9 protein-coding genes are annotated in these 16,620 nt (G+C 69.1%); 7 read left to right on the plus strand and 2 right to left on the minus strand.

The window, feature by feature from the left end:
* Positions 1 to 96: 96 nt before the first annotated feature.
* Together IMT31_RS13090 and IMT31_RS13095 are read right to left on the minus strand one after the other, a co-directional pair.
* Positions 97 to 372 (minus strand): acyl-CoA carboxylase subunit epsilon, encoded by a 276-nt coding sequence (locus IMT31_RS13090; protein WP_345354838.1) that lies wholly within the window; start codon positions 370 to 372, stop codon positions 97 to 99.
* 32 nt (positions 373 to 404) lie between these two features.
* Complete coding sequence (locus IMT31_RS13095) at positions 405 to 1,991, minus strand: acyl-CoA carboxylase subunit beta (RefSeq protein ID WP_345354840.1); 1,587 nt, start codon at positions 1,989 to 1,991, stop codon at positions 405 to 407.
* Between the two features lie 276 nt (positions 1,992 to 2,267).
* Between IMT31_RS13095 and IMT31_RS13100 the strand changes: the two genes are divergently transcribed.
* The 7 genes from IMT31_RS13100 to IMT31_RS13130 all read left to right on the plus strand — a co-directional run bounded on the left by IMT31_RS13100 (position 2,268) and on the right by IMT31_RS13130 (position 16,612).
* On the plus strand, positions 2,268 to 3,134 hold the full coding sequence (locus tag IMT31_RS13100; protein WP_413543059.1) for a biotin--[acetyl-CoA-carboxylase] ligase: 867 nt from the start codon (positions 2,268 to 2,270) through the stop codon (positions 3,132 to 3,134).
* 57 nt (positions 3,135 to 3,191) lie between these two features.
* Positions 3,192 to 3,836, plus strand: a complete 645-nt coding sequence (locus IMT31_RS13105; protein ID WP_413543060.1) for a PH domain-containing protein — start codon at positions 3,192 to 3,194, stop codon at positions 3,834 to 3,836.
* 157 nt (positions 3,837 to 3,993) lie between these two features.
* Positions 3,994 to 5,142: an adenylate/guanylate cyclase domain-containing protein gene (locus IMT31_RS13110; protein ID WP_413544426.1), complete on the plus strand. Its 1,149-nt coding sequence runs from the start codon at positions 3,994 to 3,996 to the stop codon at positions 5,140 to 5,142.
* Positions 5,143 to 5,311: 169 nt separating this feature from the next.
* The gene (locus tag IMT31_RS13115; protein ID WP_413543061.1) at positions 5,312 to 11,491 is read left to right on the plus strand and encodes an Ig-like domain-containing protein; all 6,180 of its coding nucleotides are present in this window, start codon (positions 5,312 to 5,314) and stop codon (positions 11,489 to 11,491) included.
* Between the two features lie 72 nt (positions 11,492 to 11,563).
* Positions 11,564 to 12,643 carry an AAA family ATPase gene (locus IMT31_RS13120; RefSeq protein ID WP_413543062.1) on the plus strand — a complete coding sequence of 360 codons (1,080 nt, stop codon included), beginning with the start codon at positions 11,564 to 11,566 and terminating at the stop codon, positions 12,641 to 12,643.
* Positions 12,644 to 12,659: 16 nt separating this feature from the next.
* Positions 12,660 to 14,045: a DUF58 domain-containing protein gene (locus IMT31_RS13125; RefSeq protein WP_413543063.1), complete on the plus strand. Its 1,386-nt coding sequence runs from the start codon at positions 12,660 to 12,662 to the stop codon at positions 14,043 to 14,045.
* Positions 14,042 to 16,612 (plus strand): transglutaminaseTgpA domain-containing protein, encoded by a 2,571-nt coding sequence (locus IMT31_RS13130; RefSeq protein WP_413543064.1) that lies wholly within the window; start codon positions 14,042 to 14,044, stop codon positions 16,610 to 16,612. The genes IMT31_RS13125 and IMT31_RS13130 overlap by 4 nt, the downstream gene beginning before the upstream one ends.
* Positions 16,613 to 16,620: the final 8 nt, after the last annotated feature.

The raw sequence follows: 16,620 nt of genomic DNA on the forward strand, positions 1-16,620 counted from the left end.
GAGTGGTCAGTTGGTGCTGCCTTCACCGGGTGGAACCCCTCGGCAACTGACCACTCACGGCAACTGACCACTCACGGGAGCTGACCACTCACGGGATCAGTGCTGGCCGGCGGCGTGCTTCCAGGAGTCGGAGCCCGGGCGGGCCCACAGCCCGAGTCGGCGGCGCCGGTCCAGGGTGCGGTCCGGGTCCCTCCGGCCGGCGGCCTCACGGCGGTGCTGCTCCGCCTGGACGGCCACGGCTTGCAGGACTGCCGTCAGGGCGGCGGTCTCCTCGGCGTCGAGGCTGCCCTTCACCACGAGCTCGGGAGTGCCCGGCGCGGAGTCGTCCGCGCCGGCCTCGAGCGGGGTGAGGTTGTTGTCGGCGGTGTTCATGCTCTCCTCCTGGTTCATGGACGTCCGGCCGGTCACAGCGGGATGTTCCCGTGCTTCTTGGCCGGACGGGACTCACGCTTGTGGAAGGTGGCCCGCAATCCGCGCACAATCTGCGTGCGGGTCTCGGCGGGGGTGATGACGGCGTCCACATAGCCGCGGTCAGCCGCCTGGTAGGGGTTGAGCAGCTCCTTCTCGTAGTCCTGGACGATCTCGGCGCGCTTGGCCTCCACGTCACCGCCCTGTTCCGCCACGGCCGCCAGATCCCGGCGATACAGGATGTTGACGGCGCCCTGGGCCCCCATCACGCCGATCTGGGCGGTGGGCCAGGCCAGGTTGAGGTCCGCGCCGAGCTTCTTGGACCCCATCACGATGTAGGCGCCGCCGTAGGCCTTGCGGGTGATGACGGTCAGCTTGGGCACGGTGGCCTCGGCGTAGGCGTAGATGAGCTTGGCGCCGCGGCGGATGATCCCGGAGAACTCCTGGTCCGTGCCGGGCAGGAAGCCGGGCACGTCCACGAGCGTGATGATGGGGATGTTGAAGGCGTCGCAGAACCGGACGAAGCGGGCCGCCTTCTCCGAGGCGTTGATGTCCAGGGTGCCGGCGAACTGCATCGGCTGATTGGCCACGATCCCCACCGAGCGGCCCTCCACCCGGCCCAGGCCGCAGATCACGTTCGGGGCGTAGAGCTCCTGGACCTGCAGGAAGTGGGCATCGTCCACGATGTGCTCGATCACGGTGAGCATGTCATAGGGCTGGTTCGCCGAGTCCGGGATGATCGAGTCCAGCTCGAGGTCCTCGGGGGTGACCTCCAGGTCCTCCTCGAACGGCTCCACCGGGCCTTCGGCCAGGTTGTTGGAGGGCAGGAACTCCAACAGCTCGCGCACGTACTCGAGGGCGTCCTCCTCGTTCGCGGCCAGGTAGGAGGCGGTGCCGGTCACGGTGTTGTGGGAGGTGGCGCCGCCCAGGGTCTCCATGTCCACGTCCTCCCCGGTGACCGTCTTGATGACGTCCGGGCCGGTGATGAACATGTGAGAGGTCTTGTCCACCATGATGATGAAGTCCGTCAGTGCGGGGGAGTAGGCGGCACCGCCGGCCGAGGGCCCCATGATGAGGGTGATCTGCGGGATCACGCCGGAGGACAGCACGTTGTTCCGGAAGATGTCCGCGAACATGGCCAGGGAGGCCACGCCCTCCTGGATCCGTGCCCCGCCGCCGTCATTGATGCCGATCACCGGGCAGCCGTTGCGGGCCGCGAATTCCTGGACCTTGACGATCTTCTCCCCATTGACCTGGCTGAGGGAGCCGCCGTAGACGGTGAAGTCCTGGGCATAGACAGCCACCAGCCGGCCGTCCACCGTCCCGTGGCCGGAGACCAGCCCGTCCCCGACCGGCTTCTTCCTGTCCATGCCGAACGCCGTGGTGCGGTGCACGGCCAGGGCATCGAACTCCACGAAGGAGTCCGCATCCAGGAGCAGCTCCACGCGCTCGCGGGCGGTGTGCTTGCCGCGGGCGTGCTGCTTGTCCACCGCGCCCTGCCCGGACGGCAACGCGGCCTCGGCCCGGCGTCGGGCCAGGTCCTGCAGTTTGCCGGCCGTGGTGGTCAGATCCGGTTCGGTCACAGGTCCTCCGTCGGGATGGATGTCGGGATGGTCATCTGGGTGGTGGTCCGGAATGCGGCGCACTTGGTGCTTTCATACAAGCGGTGCCACGGCGTGGGCCGAGTGGAACTCGCCCCTGACCGCGGGCCGGGCCCCAGTCTAATCTCGCCTCCGGCCTCTGCGCTTGTAGGAACCGCACAAATCTGGCCCGGACCTCGCCCCGAATGGTCCAGACCTGCACGCAGCAGTGGGGCGGCCGTTCACCGAACGGCCAGTTCCACGCGCTATACCTGAACCATGACCTCCACCCCGCTCGTGACCTGGCTGGACCACACCGGCTCCACCCAGGACCATGTCCTCTCCGCGGCCGCCGCCCACCCGGAACGCTGGCCGCACCTGTCCGCGGCGGCCACCCTGGACCAGCGCTCCGGGCACGGCCGCCGGGGCCGGGACTGGACCACACCTCCCGGGACGGCGCTGGCCGTCTCCGTGGTGCTGCGCCCGGACGTGGACCTGGAGCACTACACGTGGGTGACCCTGGTGGCCGCGGCCGCCACGTGCGGTGAACTGCAGGCCCGCGGAGTACCGGCCCAGGTGAAGTGGCCCAATGACGTGCTGGCCGAGGACGGGCGCAAGCTCTGCGGCATCCTCGCCTCCGTGCTGCCGGACCAGTCCGGGCTGGTGGTGGGTCTGGGGCTGAACCTTGACTTCGGTCCCGGCGGATCGCCCGTCCCCACGGCCACGTCCGTGGCCGACTGGGTGCCCGCTGGTGCACTGCCCGCGGCCCCCGAGCTCCTCGGATCCGTCCTGACGGCGCTCTCCGAGGGGCTGGACGCGTTCAGCCTCGCCGTCCGGGAGCACTCCACAGCGGGGGACGGAGCGGCAAACGGGGAGGCGGACGGAGCGGCACACGGAGAGGTGGATGGGGAGCACCCGGCCGTGGCCGGCGTCGTGCGCCAGGTGGCGACACTGGGCACCGAGGTCACCGTGCACCTGCCGGGCGGTTCCACCCTGGCCGGGACCGCCCGGGGCCTGGGGCCCGGGGGCACTCTACTCGTGCAGCCCGCTGACCATGGGAAGATGGACACTGCGGTGCCCGGTGCCACCTGGAGGGGTGAGCTGCTGGAGGTGTCCGCAGCGGACGTGGTGCATCTGCGCCGCTGAGAGCGAGAGGGCGGTGACGAGGTGGGGCTGAAACTGGCACCCGGCGAACAGGTTCGCGTGCGTACCCGCGCCCACCCGCGTGCCCTGACCGGACCCGTGTTGCGGCTGATGCTGATCGCCCTGGCCACGAGCTATGTCCAGGGACTCCTGGCCCGCCCGGACCTGCCGGACCTGGTGGTCGGTGCCCGCGGGTGGCTGGTGGGCCTCGTCTGGATCCTGGCCGCCGCCGCACTGTTCTTCGGCTGCCTGCGCCCCGCCTGGCGTTGGCTCAACCGCCGAACCCTGCTCACCACCCGCCGCATCATCCAGCGGGCCGGCATCGGGCCCTCCCGGGAGCGTGCCCTGCACCTGCTCTCCGTCTACGATGTCCGGATGCGCCAACGCCGCAGGCAGCGGATGTCCCAGTCCGGGGACCTGATGGTGGATCACGGTTCCGGGAACTCCTGGCTGCTGGCCAACATGCCCGAGGCCGTGCGATTCCGGGAACTGATCCTGCTCGAGGTGGGCGCGCTGCGCCGGGAGGTCTCGCTCCAGGGCGGGGACCCGCAGAGGCCCGCGGGGGTGCCCCTGCCAGGGCAGGCGCCAGTCCAGGCACCAGGGCAGGCACCAGGGCAGGCACCAAGGCAGGCACCGCCTCCCGCCCCCATGCGGGCGGAACCATACGGCCTCCACAGCGGAAGGGGACGGGCCTACCGTGGCTGACGAGAGTACATCGACCGACGACTGGGACGAGCTGCCCGGACCACACGAGGTGGACGCCGGCGGCAGTGATCTGGGGGAGCTCCTCCATGGTCTGGGCGGTTCCGTTGAGGGGCCGGACGCCGGCCCGGCCGCCGAACCGACCCCGGAGACCGCCCAGATGGAGACGGTGTCGGCTGCGGCGCAGGACGATCAGGACGGTCACTCCCGCAGGATCCCGCCGGACACCACCTCCACGGCGGCACTGGCACTGCAGGACGCGTACGACGCCAGCTCCTGGACCCAGGCGATCTCGACCCTGGAGAAGGAGCTGCTCGGCGGGCCACGCAACATGACCCGGCGGGACATGGCCGGGGAGCTCGGCGTCTCCCTGATCTCCGCCCGCAAGCTCTGGCGTGCCCTCGGCTTCCCGAACGTCAAGGACGAGGACAGGGCGTTCACCCAGCTGGACACGGACGCGATCGGCACCATGATCGACCTGGTCCGCCGCGGCACCCTGAACGAGGAGACGGCCATCTCCCTGACCCGCTCCATCGGCCAGATGACGGACCGCATGGTGGTGTGGCAGATCGAGGCCCTTGTGGAGAACAAGATCAGCGAGGGGATGACGGACCCGCAGGCCCGCCGTGAGGTGGTGCGCATGCTGCCGGAGATCATCGAACCCCTCGAGGAGGTCATGGCCTACTCGTACCGGCGCCAGCTGAACTCGGCCCTGCAGCGCCTGACCGTTCGGGTGGAGGCCGGTCTGGCGGCCAGCGCTGTGGGCCGTGACGGCTCCGAGGACGACGCCCCCCTGCCGCTGGCCCGTGCCGTGGGTTTCGCGGACATGGTCTCCTACACCTCCCTGTCCCGCCGCATGAATGAGCGCACCCTGGCCGAGATGGTGCAACGCTTCGAGTCCAAGTGCGCTGAGATCATCTCGATCGGCGGTGGCCGGCTGGTCAAGACCATCGGGGACGAGGTCATGTTCAACGCCGAGACACCGGAGGCCGGCGCCCAGATCGGTCTGGCCCTGGCCCAGGCCATGTCCGAGGACGATGTCCTGCCCTCCTCCCGGGTCTCCGTGGTCTGGGGCAGGGTGCTCTCCCGGCTCGGGGACATCTACGGGCCCACCGTGAATCTGGCCTCCCGGCTGACATCGCTCGCGGACCCCGGCACCGTGCTGGTGGACGCCATGACGGCCATGGCCCTGGAGGGGGACGAGCGGTTCGTGCTGGTCCCGCAGCCGCCGCAGATGGTCCGCGGTTTCGGCGAGATCCGGCCGTCCATCCTGATGCCCGGCACGGGCAACGGTCTCATCGTCGACTGATCCGGACCCGGCCTACCCGCTCAATGCAACCTCCCTGCATGGGGAGTACTCCCCATCGGCAAGGGGCCAACAGGGGTTTGAGCCGTGAGCGGAACCGGTAGACTCGCCCGAGTGGCAACTGGGCCGTCAGTGTGCAGTTGCCCCGGACATTCGCTGATGGGGGACAAACGTGAGGGCTGGATTCGGAACCGGGCGGCAGGGCGCTCTGAAGGCGACCGCGTTCATCGGCGTCTCCGCCGTAGCCGTGACGGGGGCCGTTCTCTACCCGGGCTTCCAGACCGCGGACGTGGACCTCAATGACGGTGGCGTCTGGGTGGTCAACAAGGAAGAGAACAAGGTTGCCCACCTGAACTACCAGTCGCAGACCCTGGACGGTGGCGTGGCCACCACCATGACGGAGTACGACCTGGCGCAGCACGCGGATCAGGTGTATCTGCGGGACCTGGAGATCGGCGCCGCCACCACGGTGGATCCGGCGGCCTTCGCGCTCTCCGATGAGACCATGCTTCCGGCGAACTCTTCCTTCTCCTACGGCGAGCGGATCGTGGCCGTCTCAGACGCCGAGGCGGGCCGCGTCTACGCCGCCACCACGGAGAACCTCGGGGCCATGTCCTCCGAGGGTGCCGAGCCGTTGTATGAGGGCGAGGGCCGGGTACTCTCGGCGGTCGGCCGGGATGACACGGTGTGGGTGGCGGATCTGGATGCGAACCTGATCAAGGGTTTCCGCCCCCTGACGGACGAGGAGCTGCGCGAGCAGGCCAATCAGACCGAGTCGGTCGGGGACGGCGAGCAGGCACCTCAGGAGGGTGCGGCGGATGCCGAGGAGGAGAACGACGCCGGCGCGGAGACCGAGCCGGCCGGCTTCCGGGAGATCTCCTCCACGGAGATCGACGGGCTCTCCGGACTGACGGAGCCGCAGATCTCGGCCGTGGGGGAGACCGGCGTCGTCTTCGACGCCGCCTCGGGCACCCTGGTGACCTCCGTGGGTGACTCCTCGTCCGTCGTGGACCCGGCCGAGGGCAAGCTCCAGGCACCGGGACCGGAGGCGGACGGGGCCGTCGTCGCGCTGGCCAACAAGGTGGCCACCGTCCCGCTGGGCGGCGGGGAGGCCCAGTACACCCCGGTGGAGGAGACCGGCAGCCCGATCCAGCCGGTGCGCGTGGGCTCCTGCACCCATGCCGCGTGGCAGGGGAGCGGGCTCTATCACCGGGACTGTGACGAGGACGCCCAGGACACCACGGAGCGCATCCCCGAGATCCCTGCCGAGGCTGAGATGACCTTCCGGGTCAACCGGGACGTGGTGGTCCTCAATGACATCTCGCAGGGCAACACCTGGCTGGTGGCCGACGGCATGAAGATCGTCAACAACTGGTCCGATCTGGAGCCGCCGAAGGGTGAGGGCGAGCAGGAGAAGGAGGAGTCGGACGAGATCACCGACTCCATCGAGCTGCCTGACCGCCAGGAGGAGAATCAGAAGCCGGTGGCGAAGGACGACTCCTTCGGCGTCCGCGCCGGGCGCACCACCGCCCTGCCCGTGCTCTTCAATGACGTGGACCCGGACGGGGACCTGCTGACCGCCGAGCTCTCCGGGGACCAGCCGAAGACCGGCACCCTGCAGCAGATCTATGACGGCACGGGCTTCCAGATGGTGGTCCCGGAGGACGCGAGCGGCTCCTCGAGCTTCACCTACACGGCGGACGACGGCCGGGGTGGCACGGATCAGGCGAAGGCCACCGTTCGGGTGGTGCCGGAGGACGAGAACTCCAAGCCGGTCCAGGAGCGGGTGACCACGCTGCGGGTGCAGGCCGGTACCGAGGTCTCCCAGAACATCCTCACTGACTGGAAGGATCCGGACGGGGACGACCTGCAGCTGATGGGGGCCGTCTCAGAGGACGGGGACGTGGTTCGGGTGCGGCCGGACGGCGTGCTGACCTTCGAGGATGTCGGCAAGACGGACGGCACCAAGGAGCTCGAGATCTCCGTCTCCGACGGCCGCGAGTCGGAGACCGGACGGGTGGTGGTGGAGGTGTTGCCCAAGGGGGCGGCCCCGCCGATCACGGCCACGGACCACGTGACCGTGAACGTGGGGGAGGAAGCCACCTTCTCCCCCCTGGAGAACGACTTCGATCCGACCGGCAGCGAACTGCGGCTGGCGCACGTGGACCCGGTCTCCGGGGCCGAGGCGGAACTGAACTCGGACACGGGCACCGTCTCCTTCCGCTCAGACCAGGAGAAGACCTACTACCTGAAGTATGTGGCCACCAACGGCCCGGCCTCCGCGCCCGGCCTGATCCGGGTGGACGTCAAGGACCCGGACAAGAACACCGGAGCGCCGGTGGCCGTCCGGGACGTGGCGCTGCTGCCGGCCAACGGCGAGGTGCTCGTCAACATCCTGGGCAACGACTCGGATCCCGAGGGCGGCGTGCTGGTGGCCCAGCAGGTGGATGTGCCGGATGACGCGCCGTTCAACGTGTCCGTGGAGCGCAACGCCGTGCTACGCATCACGGACCAGCAGGGCATGACGGAACCCGTCACCTTCACCTACACCGTGACCAATGGGACGGCCGCCTCCCAGGGTGAGGTCACCGTCATCCCGGTCCCGGCCCCGGAGAAGATGGAGCCGCCGCGGCCCAACCCGGACACCGCCGTGGTGCGGGCGGGTGACGTGGTCACCGTGCCCGTCCTCGAGAATGACGTGCACCCCAACGACGCCGAGATGACGCTGGAGCCTGAACTGGCCGAGGGCGTGGACCCCGCCGACGGCCTGGTGTCCGTCTCGGACAACCAGATCCGCTTCCGGGCCGGCGCGGAGGCCAAGACGGTCTCCGCCGTGTACACCGTGTCTGGACCGGACGGCCAGGAGGCCTCCGCCCGGGTGACGTTCCACATCAATGAGATGGACCTGGAGAACAATTCCCCGCCGTCGCCGGAGACCGTGGAGGGCCGGGTGTTCTCGGGAGAGACCGTGGCCATGCCGATCCCTCTGAACGGGATCGATCCGGATGGCGACTCGGTGTCCCTGGTGCAGCTGGAGACCCCGCCGACCAAGGGCTCGGCCAAGGTCACAGCCAACTCGATCGAGTACACGGCCACGGCCGGATCCACCGGCACCGACGTGTTCACCTATGTGGTGGAGGACCGCCTCGGAGCCCGCTCCACCGGCACCGTGATGGTGGGTATCGCCCCGGTGGCGCAGGAGAACACCCCGCCCGTGGCGGTCAACGACTCCATCCGGGTTCGACCGGACCGCCCCGTGGCCGTGGACGTCCTGGCCAATGACACGGATGCGGACGGGGACGAGCTGAAGTTCGTGGACACACTGGAGGCCACCGAGGGATCCGACGCCGCCCTGGTGGACGGCCGCATCCTGCTGACCTCCCCGGCGGAGGCCGGCTTCGTCTCGGTGCGGTACACGATCACGGACGGCCGCGGCGGTCAGGACACCGGCACCCTGACGGTCGAGTCGGACCCGAACGCCCCGCTCCGCGCCCCGATCGCCCGGGACGACCGCGTCTCCTTCCAGGAGACCGTGGACCAGGACGAGGTCACGGTGGACATCCTCAAGAACGACGAGGACCCGGACGGCACCCCGGACGACCTCGCGGTGGATCTGCCGGACAACCCCGAGGGGGTCACGCTCACCGAGGACAATCAGTTGGTGGTCCCCGTGCAGTCCAATCCCCAGATCATCACCTACCGACTGACGGATGCCGACGATCTCTCGGCCTACGCCTTCGTGATCGTCCCCGGGGCCGGCGAGGCGCGCCCGACGCTGCGCTCGGATGCCCCGCTCGAGGTCACTGCGGGCGAGGAACTCCCGCTGAACCTGGACGACCTCGTGGCGGTGCGGGACGGCAGGTCCCCCCGTCTGACCGAGGAGTCCAAGGTGTCCTCCACCCCGGAATCCGAGGGCGGACTGGTCCGCGGGGCCACGGACATGGTCTTCACGGCTCCGGAGGACTTCTCCGGTGCCGCCTCGGTGACCTTCGAGGTGACGGACGGCTCCGGGCCGGACGATCCCGAGGGGCTGAAGGCCGTGCTCACCCAGCCCATCAAGGTGCTGCCGCGGGAGGACGAGAACGAGCCCCCGGTGTTCCAGTCCAACACCATGGAGGTCGCCGCCGGCGGTGACCCGGCCCGGCTGGACCTGGCCCAGGCCGCCACCGACCCGGACCCGGATGACGCCGAGAACCTCACCTTCGCCGTGGGGGAGTCCTCCATCGACGGCGTGGACGTGAATCTCGAGGGCTCGGTCCTCACTGCGTCCGCCGGTGCCGATACTCCGAAGGGGACCCGGGGGACCGTGCAGGTCACGGTGACGGACGGCAAGTCCGATCCGGTGCCGGCTCAGGTCACGATCACGGTCAACGCGTCCGACCGCCCACTGGCCGTGGCGAACCCGGACACCGTGCCGGACGCCCACCAGGGCGAGGCGGTCACCGTGCCCGTGTTGGACAATGACGTGAACCCCTTTGAAGGCGAGGGCGAGTTGACGATCGTGGGCACCGATCTGTCCGCCGGGTCCGGCACTGCCGAGGTGTCCGGTTCGAACGTGGTGATCATCCCGAACGGGGACCTCGTGGGGCAGATGACCGTCCAATACACCGTGCAGGATATGACTGAGGACCCGGACCGGCAGGTCCAGGGCACCATCTCTCTCAACGTCAAGGGTGCACCCGAGGCTCCCGGAGTGCCGCGCGTGGATTCTGTGGGTGACTCCGAGGTCGTGCTGACCTGGGACGCCCCGGCCAACAACGGCGCTGCCATCACCGGGTACACCGTGACGGCGGACGGCGTGAACCAGGACTGCGCCGCCACCACGTGCACCATCTCCGGGCTGACGAACAACCAGGAGTACACCTTCACCGTCACCGCCACGAACGAGGTCGGAGAGTCCGATCCCTCCGTGGCCTCCGCCCCGGCCCGCCCGGACGTGGAGCCCGAGCGCCCGGCCCCGCCGAAGGGGGAGGATGGGGACAAGACGGCGGACCTGACGTGGACGGCCCCGGTGAACCGCGGCTCACCCATCTCCTCCTACACGGTGGAGATCTCCCCGGCCCCGCCCAACGGCGTGTCCCAGAAGTCGGTCTCCGGCACCTCCACCACGTGGGAGGGGCTCACCAACGGCACCGCCTACCAGTTCCGGATCCAGGCGGTGAATGATGCCGACCGGCCCAGTGAGTTCTCTGGCTGGTCCTCGTCCATCACTCCGGCCGGTAAGCCCATGCAGCCGCTGGCGCCCTCGGCCTCCCGGGCCGAGTCCGCCGTGAACGGCGGTGTGGCCAACGTGAGCTGGAGGGCCCCGAACAACAATGGTGCGACGATCAGCGGGTACACGCTGAACGTGTACGAGGGTGGCTCGTTCCTGAAGTCCCTCACGACATCCGGCACGTCGCAGCAGGTCACCGGACTGAAGACCACCGCGTCCTACACGTTCTCCGTGGAGGCCACCAACCGCGTGGGCACGTCCGAGGCTTCGGCCCGGTCCACCGCGGTGACGCCGTACGGCCGTCCGAAAGCGCCCTCCAGGCCCTCGATCAAGGCCACCGGCAAGAACAACACCATCGAGGTGAACTTCAAGGCCGGCTCCGCCAACGGCTCACCGATCACCGGCTATCAGTATCAGGTCAGTGGTGGCAGCTGGCAGCGGATCAGCGGTCCGGGCAGCACCATCAACGTCGGCAGCAATGGCAAGAACGTGACGGTCAAGGTGCGCGCGCAGAACGCAGCTGGTGCTGGAGACGCCTCGGCGTCCTCCAACCAGACCAGCGCCTACGGCCCGGTCAAGAATGCCTCGAACCTCAAGGGCTCCGGCGGGGACCGGAAGGTGAGCTTCAGTTGGAACTCCAATACCTCGGCCTATGCCAACGGTCGGCCGGTGAAGCTCTCCGTGAAGATCTCCGGCGTCGGTAGTACACCCAACGATGGCTCGCAGACGGTCAGCACCGGCCACTCGGACACCCGCACGCTGACGGTGACGGCGACCCCGAGCGAGGGGAAGGCTCAATCGTGGACGACCAAGGCCACCTCTGACGCTGCGCCGCCGCCGCCTGCGAAACCGAGCGCCACCCTGCGTGCCGGAGACCCGGTCAGCGTGCCTGAATGCAATGTCGACTGCCGGAAGTTCGATGTCTCGGTCAAGGACTTCCCCCAGGGCACTCATGAGGTGCAGTGCTGGACGAGCAATGGCGGCGCGCACAAGTTCAACAACAGCACGCACACCATCTCCGTGCCGGCCAGCGGCAGTGCTCGCCAGATGATCAACTGCTGGCATGGAGCCATGTCAAACGGCACGCAGGTGTGGGCCAAGGTCGGCAGCATCGACTCCAATCGGGTCAATCCCTGGTAGCGCGTCAGCCGACCAAGACCAACGTCCTCCAAACACTCAGACCTTGAACCACCACGAAAGCGAGCAGCACCCATGACCATGACCACCGAACAGGCCGAGTGGTTCGCCGGGACGTTCGAGAAGATCTCGGACAACATCGGCCAGGCCATCCTGGGCAAGGAAGACGTCATCTCGCTGGTCCTCACGGCCATGCTCACGGATGGCCACGTCCTGCTCGAGGATGCCCCCGGGACCGGCAAGACCATGCTCGCCCGCTCGCTGGCCGCCACGGTCAAGGGCACCCACTCCCGCATCCAGTTCACCCCGGACCTGCTGCCCTCTGACGTCACGGGCGTGACCATCTATGACCAGAAGTCGCAGGAGTTCGAGTTCCACCGTGGCCCGATCTTCGCGAACATCGTGCTCGCGGATGAGATCAACCGCGCCTCGCCCAAGACCCAGTCGGCCCTCCTGGAGGTCATGGAGGAGGCCCGCGTCACGGTGGACGGCGTGACCTACACCAACGAGCGCCCCTTCATGGTCATCGCCACCCAGAACCCCATCGAACAGGCCGGCACCTACAAGCTGCCGGAGGCGCAGTTGGACCGCTTCCTCATCAAGACCTCCATCGGCTACCCGGATCGGGCCTCCACCGTGGAGCTGCTCTCCGGTGCTGCCCAGAAGGACCGCTCCGGCGGACTGTCTCCGATCATCACCACCCAGGCCATCCGTGACATGACGGAGCTGGCCACCACGGTGCACGTGGACGGCGCCGTGTTGAACTACATCGCCGAGCTGTCCGAGGAGACCCGCACCGCGGACGAGACCCGGCTGGGTGTCTCCGTGCGCGGGGCCATGGCGATGGTCCGGGCCGCGAAGGTGCGCGCCGCCTCGCAGGGCCGGAACTACGTTCTCCCGGATGACGTCAAGGACCTGGCCCCGCACGTGTGGACCCACCGCCTCGTCCTGGACCCGGAGGCCGAGTTCGCCGGCGCCACCCCGCAGGCCGTGCTCAGTCGCGTCCTGGCCACCGTGGGCGCCCCGCAGCACCGCTCCGAGGCCCCTGCCCCCGCCTTGGCAGGTGCCCCGGCCTCCGGTGCCGGCCAGTCCGCCGTGGAAGACGCGAACGAGGACACCGTCTACCGTGGCGGCTCCTCCGCCGCGGGCGCCTGAGGATTCACCGGACCACATGAGCACCGAGTCATCACCTCGAACGCGCCGTTCGCAACGGAAGCAGGAGCCGCAGGAGTCGTCGGGGAAACAGCCGTCGCGGCGGAGTCGCCGGGCCTCAGCCGCCGGGGCACAGGTCAGCCGGACCTCGGCCGACCTGCAGGACCGTTGGCGGCGGCTGCGCGAATCGACGGCCGTCACCACCGAGCCGGCCCGAGAGGCGGCCACCGGCTGGTGGGGCCGGAGGGTCCAGCCCGTTCTGGACGTGGTCTCGCCCCTGGGGTGGCTCGTGGTGTCCATCACGGTCATCTCCTGGATCGCAGGACTCGTGTTCGGATGGGCGGAGGCGTTGATCGCGGGGCTCGTGGGGATCTTCCTGCTGCTGCTGGCGGTCGGGTTCATCCTGGGCCGTTCCTCCTATCAGGTGGAGCTGGACCTGGCCCGGTCACGCGTGGCCGTCGGCGACCGTGCCGTGGGGGCCATCGAGGTGACGAACACGGCAGACAAGGCGCTGATGCCCGCGGCCATGGAGCTTCCGGTGGGCCGTGCCACGGCCGTGTTCCAGCTGCCGCGCATGCGGCCCGGGGCAGTGCATGAGGACCTCTTCACGATCCCGACCAACCGCCGCGCGGTGATCACCGTGGGGCCGGTGCGTTCCGTGCGCCAGGACCCCCTGTCACTGTTGCGCCGCCAGTTGAAGTGGACCGAGCCGGAGGACCTGTATGTCCACCCCCGCACCGTGGCGCTGCAGGGTTCTTCCGCCGGGTTCATCCGCGATCTCGAGGGCCTCCCCACCAAGGACCTCTCCAGCGCGGATGTCTCCTTCCACGCCCTGCGTGACTACGTCCCGGGCGATGATCGCCGGCACATCCACTGGAAGACCGTGGCTCGCACCAACAAGCTCATGGTGCGCCAGTTCGAGGAGACCCGTCGGGCGCACCTGGCGCTCGCCCTGTCCACGAACACCTCCGAGTACGCCACCGAGAATGACTTCGAGCTGGCCATCTCCGTGGCCGCCTCCATCGGCCTCGAGGCCTTCAAGGAGCAGCGCAACCTGTCCATCCGGTCCCACGCGGGGCCGGTCCACACTGAGACGGGGCGGAACATGCTTGATGACATGACGAGGATCGAGGGCAAGCCGCTGCGCAAGACCAGCGTGGACGTGGCACGTGAGACGGCAGACAACGTCCCGAACGCCTCTGTGTTCTTCCTCATCACGGGGGACCAGCCGACCGCCGGTGACCTGCGCAGGGCCACCAACCATGTGCCCCCGGGCGTGAGGGCCTTCGCCGTCCGCTGTGCCCACGGACTGGAGACCCAGCGCGCCAACATCGGTGATCTGACCGTCATCTCGATCGGGGACCTCCAGGACCTCGGCCTGGCCCTGCGGAAGGCGGCCGCATGATGATCCGCGGCAAACGCACCGAGGCCGGCCCGGTGGCCTCCAAGCTGCCGAGACAGCCCCGTCAGCGGGGCCTGCGGCTCGGCTTCCCCTGGGTGCAGATCGGCATCGATGCCGCTGTGCTGGTGGTCCTGCTGGGCCTCGGCATACTCGGCTTCCATGACACCTTCGCCGGCGGCTGGCGCTACCTGGTGGCCGGATTCGGCGGCATCGTGCTGGGACTGGGCCTCGCCCTGACCAGCGCGTATCTGCGGTGGAACGTCTGGAGGACCGCCGGTGCGGCCATCATCGTCTACCTGGTGTTCGGGTTCGCGCTGGCGGCACCCGTGGAGGCCGCCGCCGGGTTCCTGCCCAGCCTGGACTCCTTGCTCGTCCTGGCCACCGGGCCCATCACGGCGTGGAAGGACATCCTCACGGTGGCCGCCCCCGTGGGGATCAACGGCGGCATGCTGGTGGCCCCATACCTGTCCGGCATGATCACCGCCCTGGTGGCCGGCCTGCTGGCCTGGCGCGTCCGCATGCCGTACTGGACCATCATCCCGGTCCTCGTCTTGACCGCCGTCGGCATCATGTTCGGCACCAAGGACGCACCGATGGCCCTGGTGCGCGGCATGGTGCTGGTGATGGCCTCCGTGGCCTGGTTGGCCTGGCGCCATCACCGGATGCGGGTGCAGGGGACGCAGGCGGAATCCTCGGCAGAGACGGGCGGGACCACCACCGTGTCCAACCCGGCCACCGCGCGGAAGATGCTGTGGAGCCGGGTCGGCATGGGAGCGGCGGTGCTGGCCGTGGCCGGCCTGCTCACGACCGCGGCCTCTCCGCTGCTGCTGCAAGGTCAGGACCGCAAGGTGCTGCGGGACGTGGTGGACCCTCCCATCGAGCTCTTCGACTACCCCAGCCCACTGATGAAGTTCCGCCAATACGTCAAGGACCAGCACGAGGAGGTGCTGTTCACCGTGGACGGGCTGCCGGAGGGCCAGCGGGTCCGGCTCGCCGCCCTGGACGCCTACGACGGCATGGTCTATACCGTGAACCCGCAGTCCGGCGGCAACTTCTCGCCCGTCGGGGACGCCTCCAAGCTCACCGAGACCTCGGAGACGGAGATCCCGAATCGGACCTCCGGCACGCTGGACTTCACCATCGAGGCCTACAACGGAGTCTGGCTGCCCGGTGGCGGCAAGCTCAACGGCGCCGAGCTGCAGGGGCCCCGGGCGGACCAGCTCTCCCAGTCCCTCTACTACAACGACGGCAACGAGACGGCCCTGTCCACCATCCCGCTGCAGCGGGGCGATTCCTACTCCGCGGACGTGGTCTACCCGGTGCAGGTGGAACCCGAGGACCTGGAGGGCCAGGACTTCGGGGAGATCGTGATGCCGGAGCTGGCGGGCGTGCCACAGATCGTCCCGGAGAAGGCCGCCGAACTGACGGGCAACCAGGACCAGCCCTTCGCGATCGCCAGTGGACTGGCCTCCACCCTGCATGAGTCCGGAGCCTTCTCCAACGGCCGCGAGGGCGAGGTCACCTCCCTCTCCGGACACTACGCCGGCCGCGTCACCCAGCTGCTGGACGCCGAGCAGTGGATCGGGGATGACGAGCAGTATGCCGTGGCCATGTCCCTGATGGCCCGGTCCTTGGACATCCCCGCGCGTGTGGTGATGGGCTTCTATCCGGAGAACTACCCCGAGGGCGGCGGTCCGGTCCAGATCAAGGGCAAGGACGTCCACGCCTGGGTAGAGGTCAACTTCGAGAACATCGGGTGGATCGCCCTGGATCCCACCCCGGACAAGGACAACGTCCCCACGCCGCCACAGCAGGAGCCCCAGTCCACGCCCAAGCCGCAGGTGCTCCAGCCGCCGCCACCGCCCCAGGAGCAGGCGGATCTGCCACCGGACACCGCTCCGGAGCCGCAGGACGCCGAGCAGGAGGATCGGTCCTGGTGGGACCAGTGGGGCCAGCTCGTGATGATCGTGGTCTACTCACTGATCCCGCTGATCATCCTCCTGATCCCGCTGATCATCATCGCCCTGCTCAAGGGACGCCGCCGCAAGCGCCGCCGCGCGGCGGACACCCCCGCCGAGCAGGTCTCCGGTGGTTGGTCCGAGGTGATCTCCCTGGCCACGGACCTGGGCTCGGAGCCCCAGCGCTCGGGAACCCGGCGCGAACACGCCGGTCAGCTGGCCGGGACCTTCCCGACGGCGGCCGCGGGCACCGCGCTGTTGGCGCGCCGCGCGGATCAGGCCGTCTTCGGTCCCGGGGAGCCCAGCGAGGCGCAGGTGGCCGACTACTGGGCCCGCGTGGATGAGAACATCGCCGGCATGCGGGACTCGGTGGGTGGCTGGGCGCGCTTCCGGGCCAAGTACTCTCCGCGTTCCCTCGTGCTCGAGGCCCGGGCCAGGGGCCGGCGGCGCCGGCAGGCAAAACGGCTGCAGCGCCGGGCCGCCCGGATACGCCAGGCCGAACGCCGCCGCGGTGACCGTACCGCCGAACGGCAGACCCGGGCGGCCCGGCGTGGCGATGGTCACCCCTCTGTCCGTACAGTGGACCAGCAAGCTCGCAAGGAACAGGAATAAGGTACCCC

It is taken from the genome of Citricoccus nitrophenolicus, assembly GCF_047305825.1.
Lineage (GTDB): Bacteria > Actinomycetota > Actinomycetes > Actinomycetales > Micrococcaceae > Citricoccus > Citricoccus nitrophenolicus.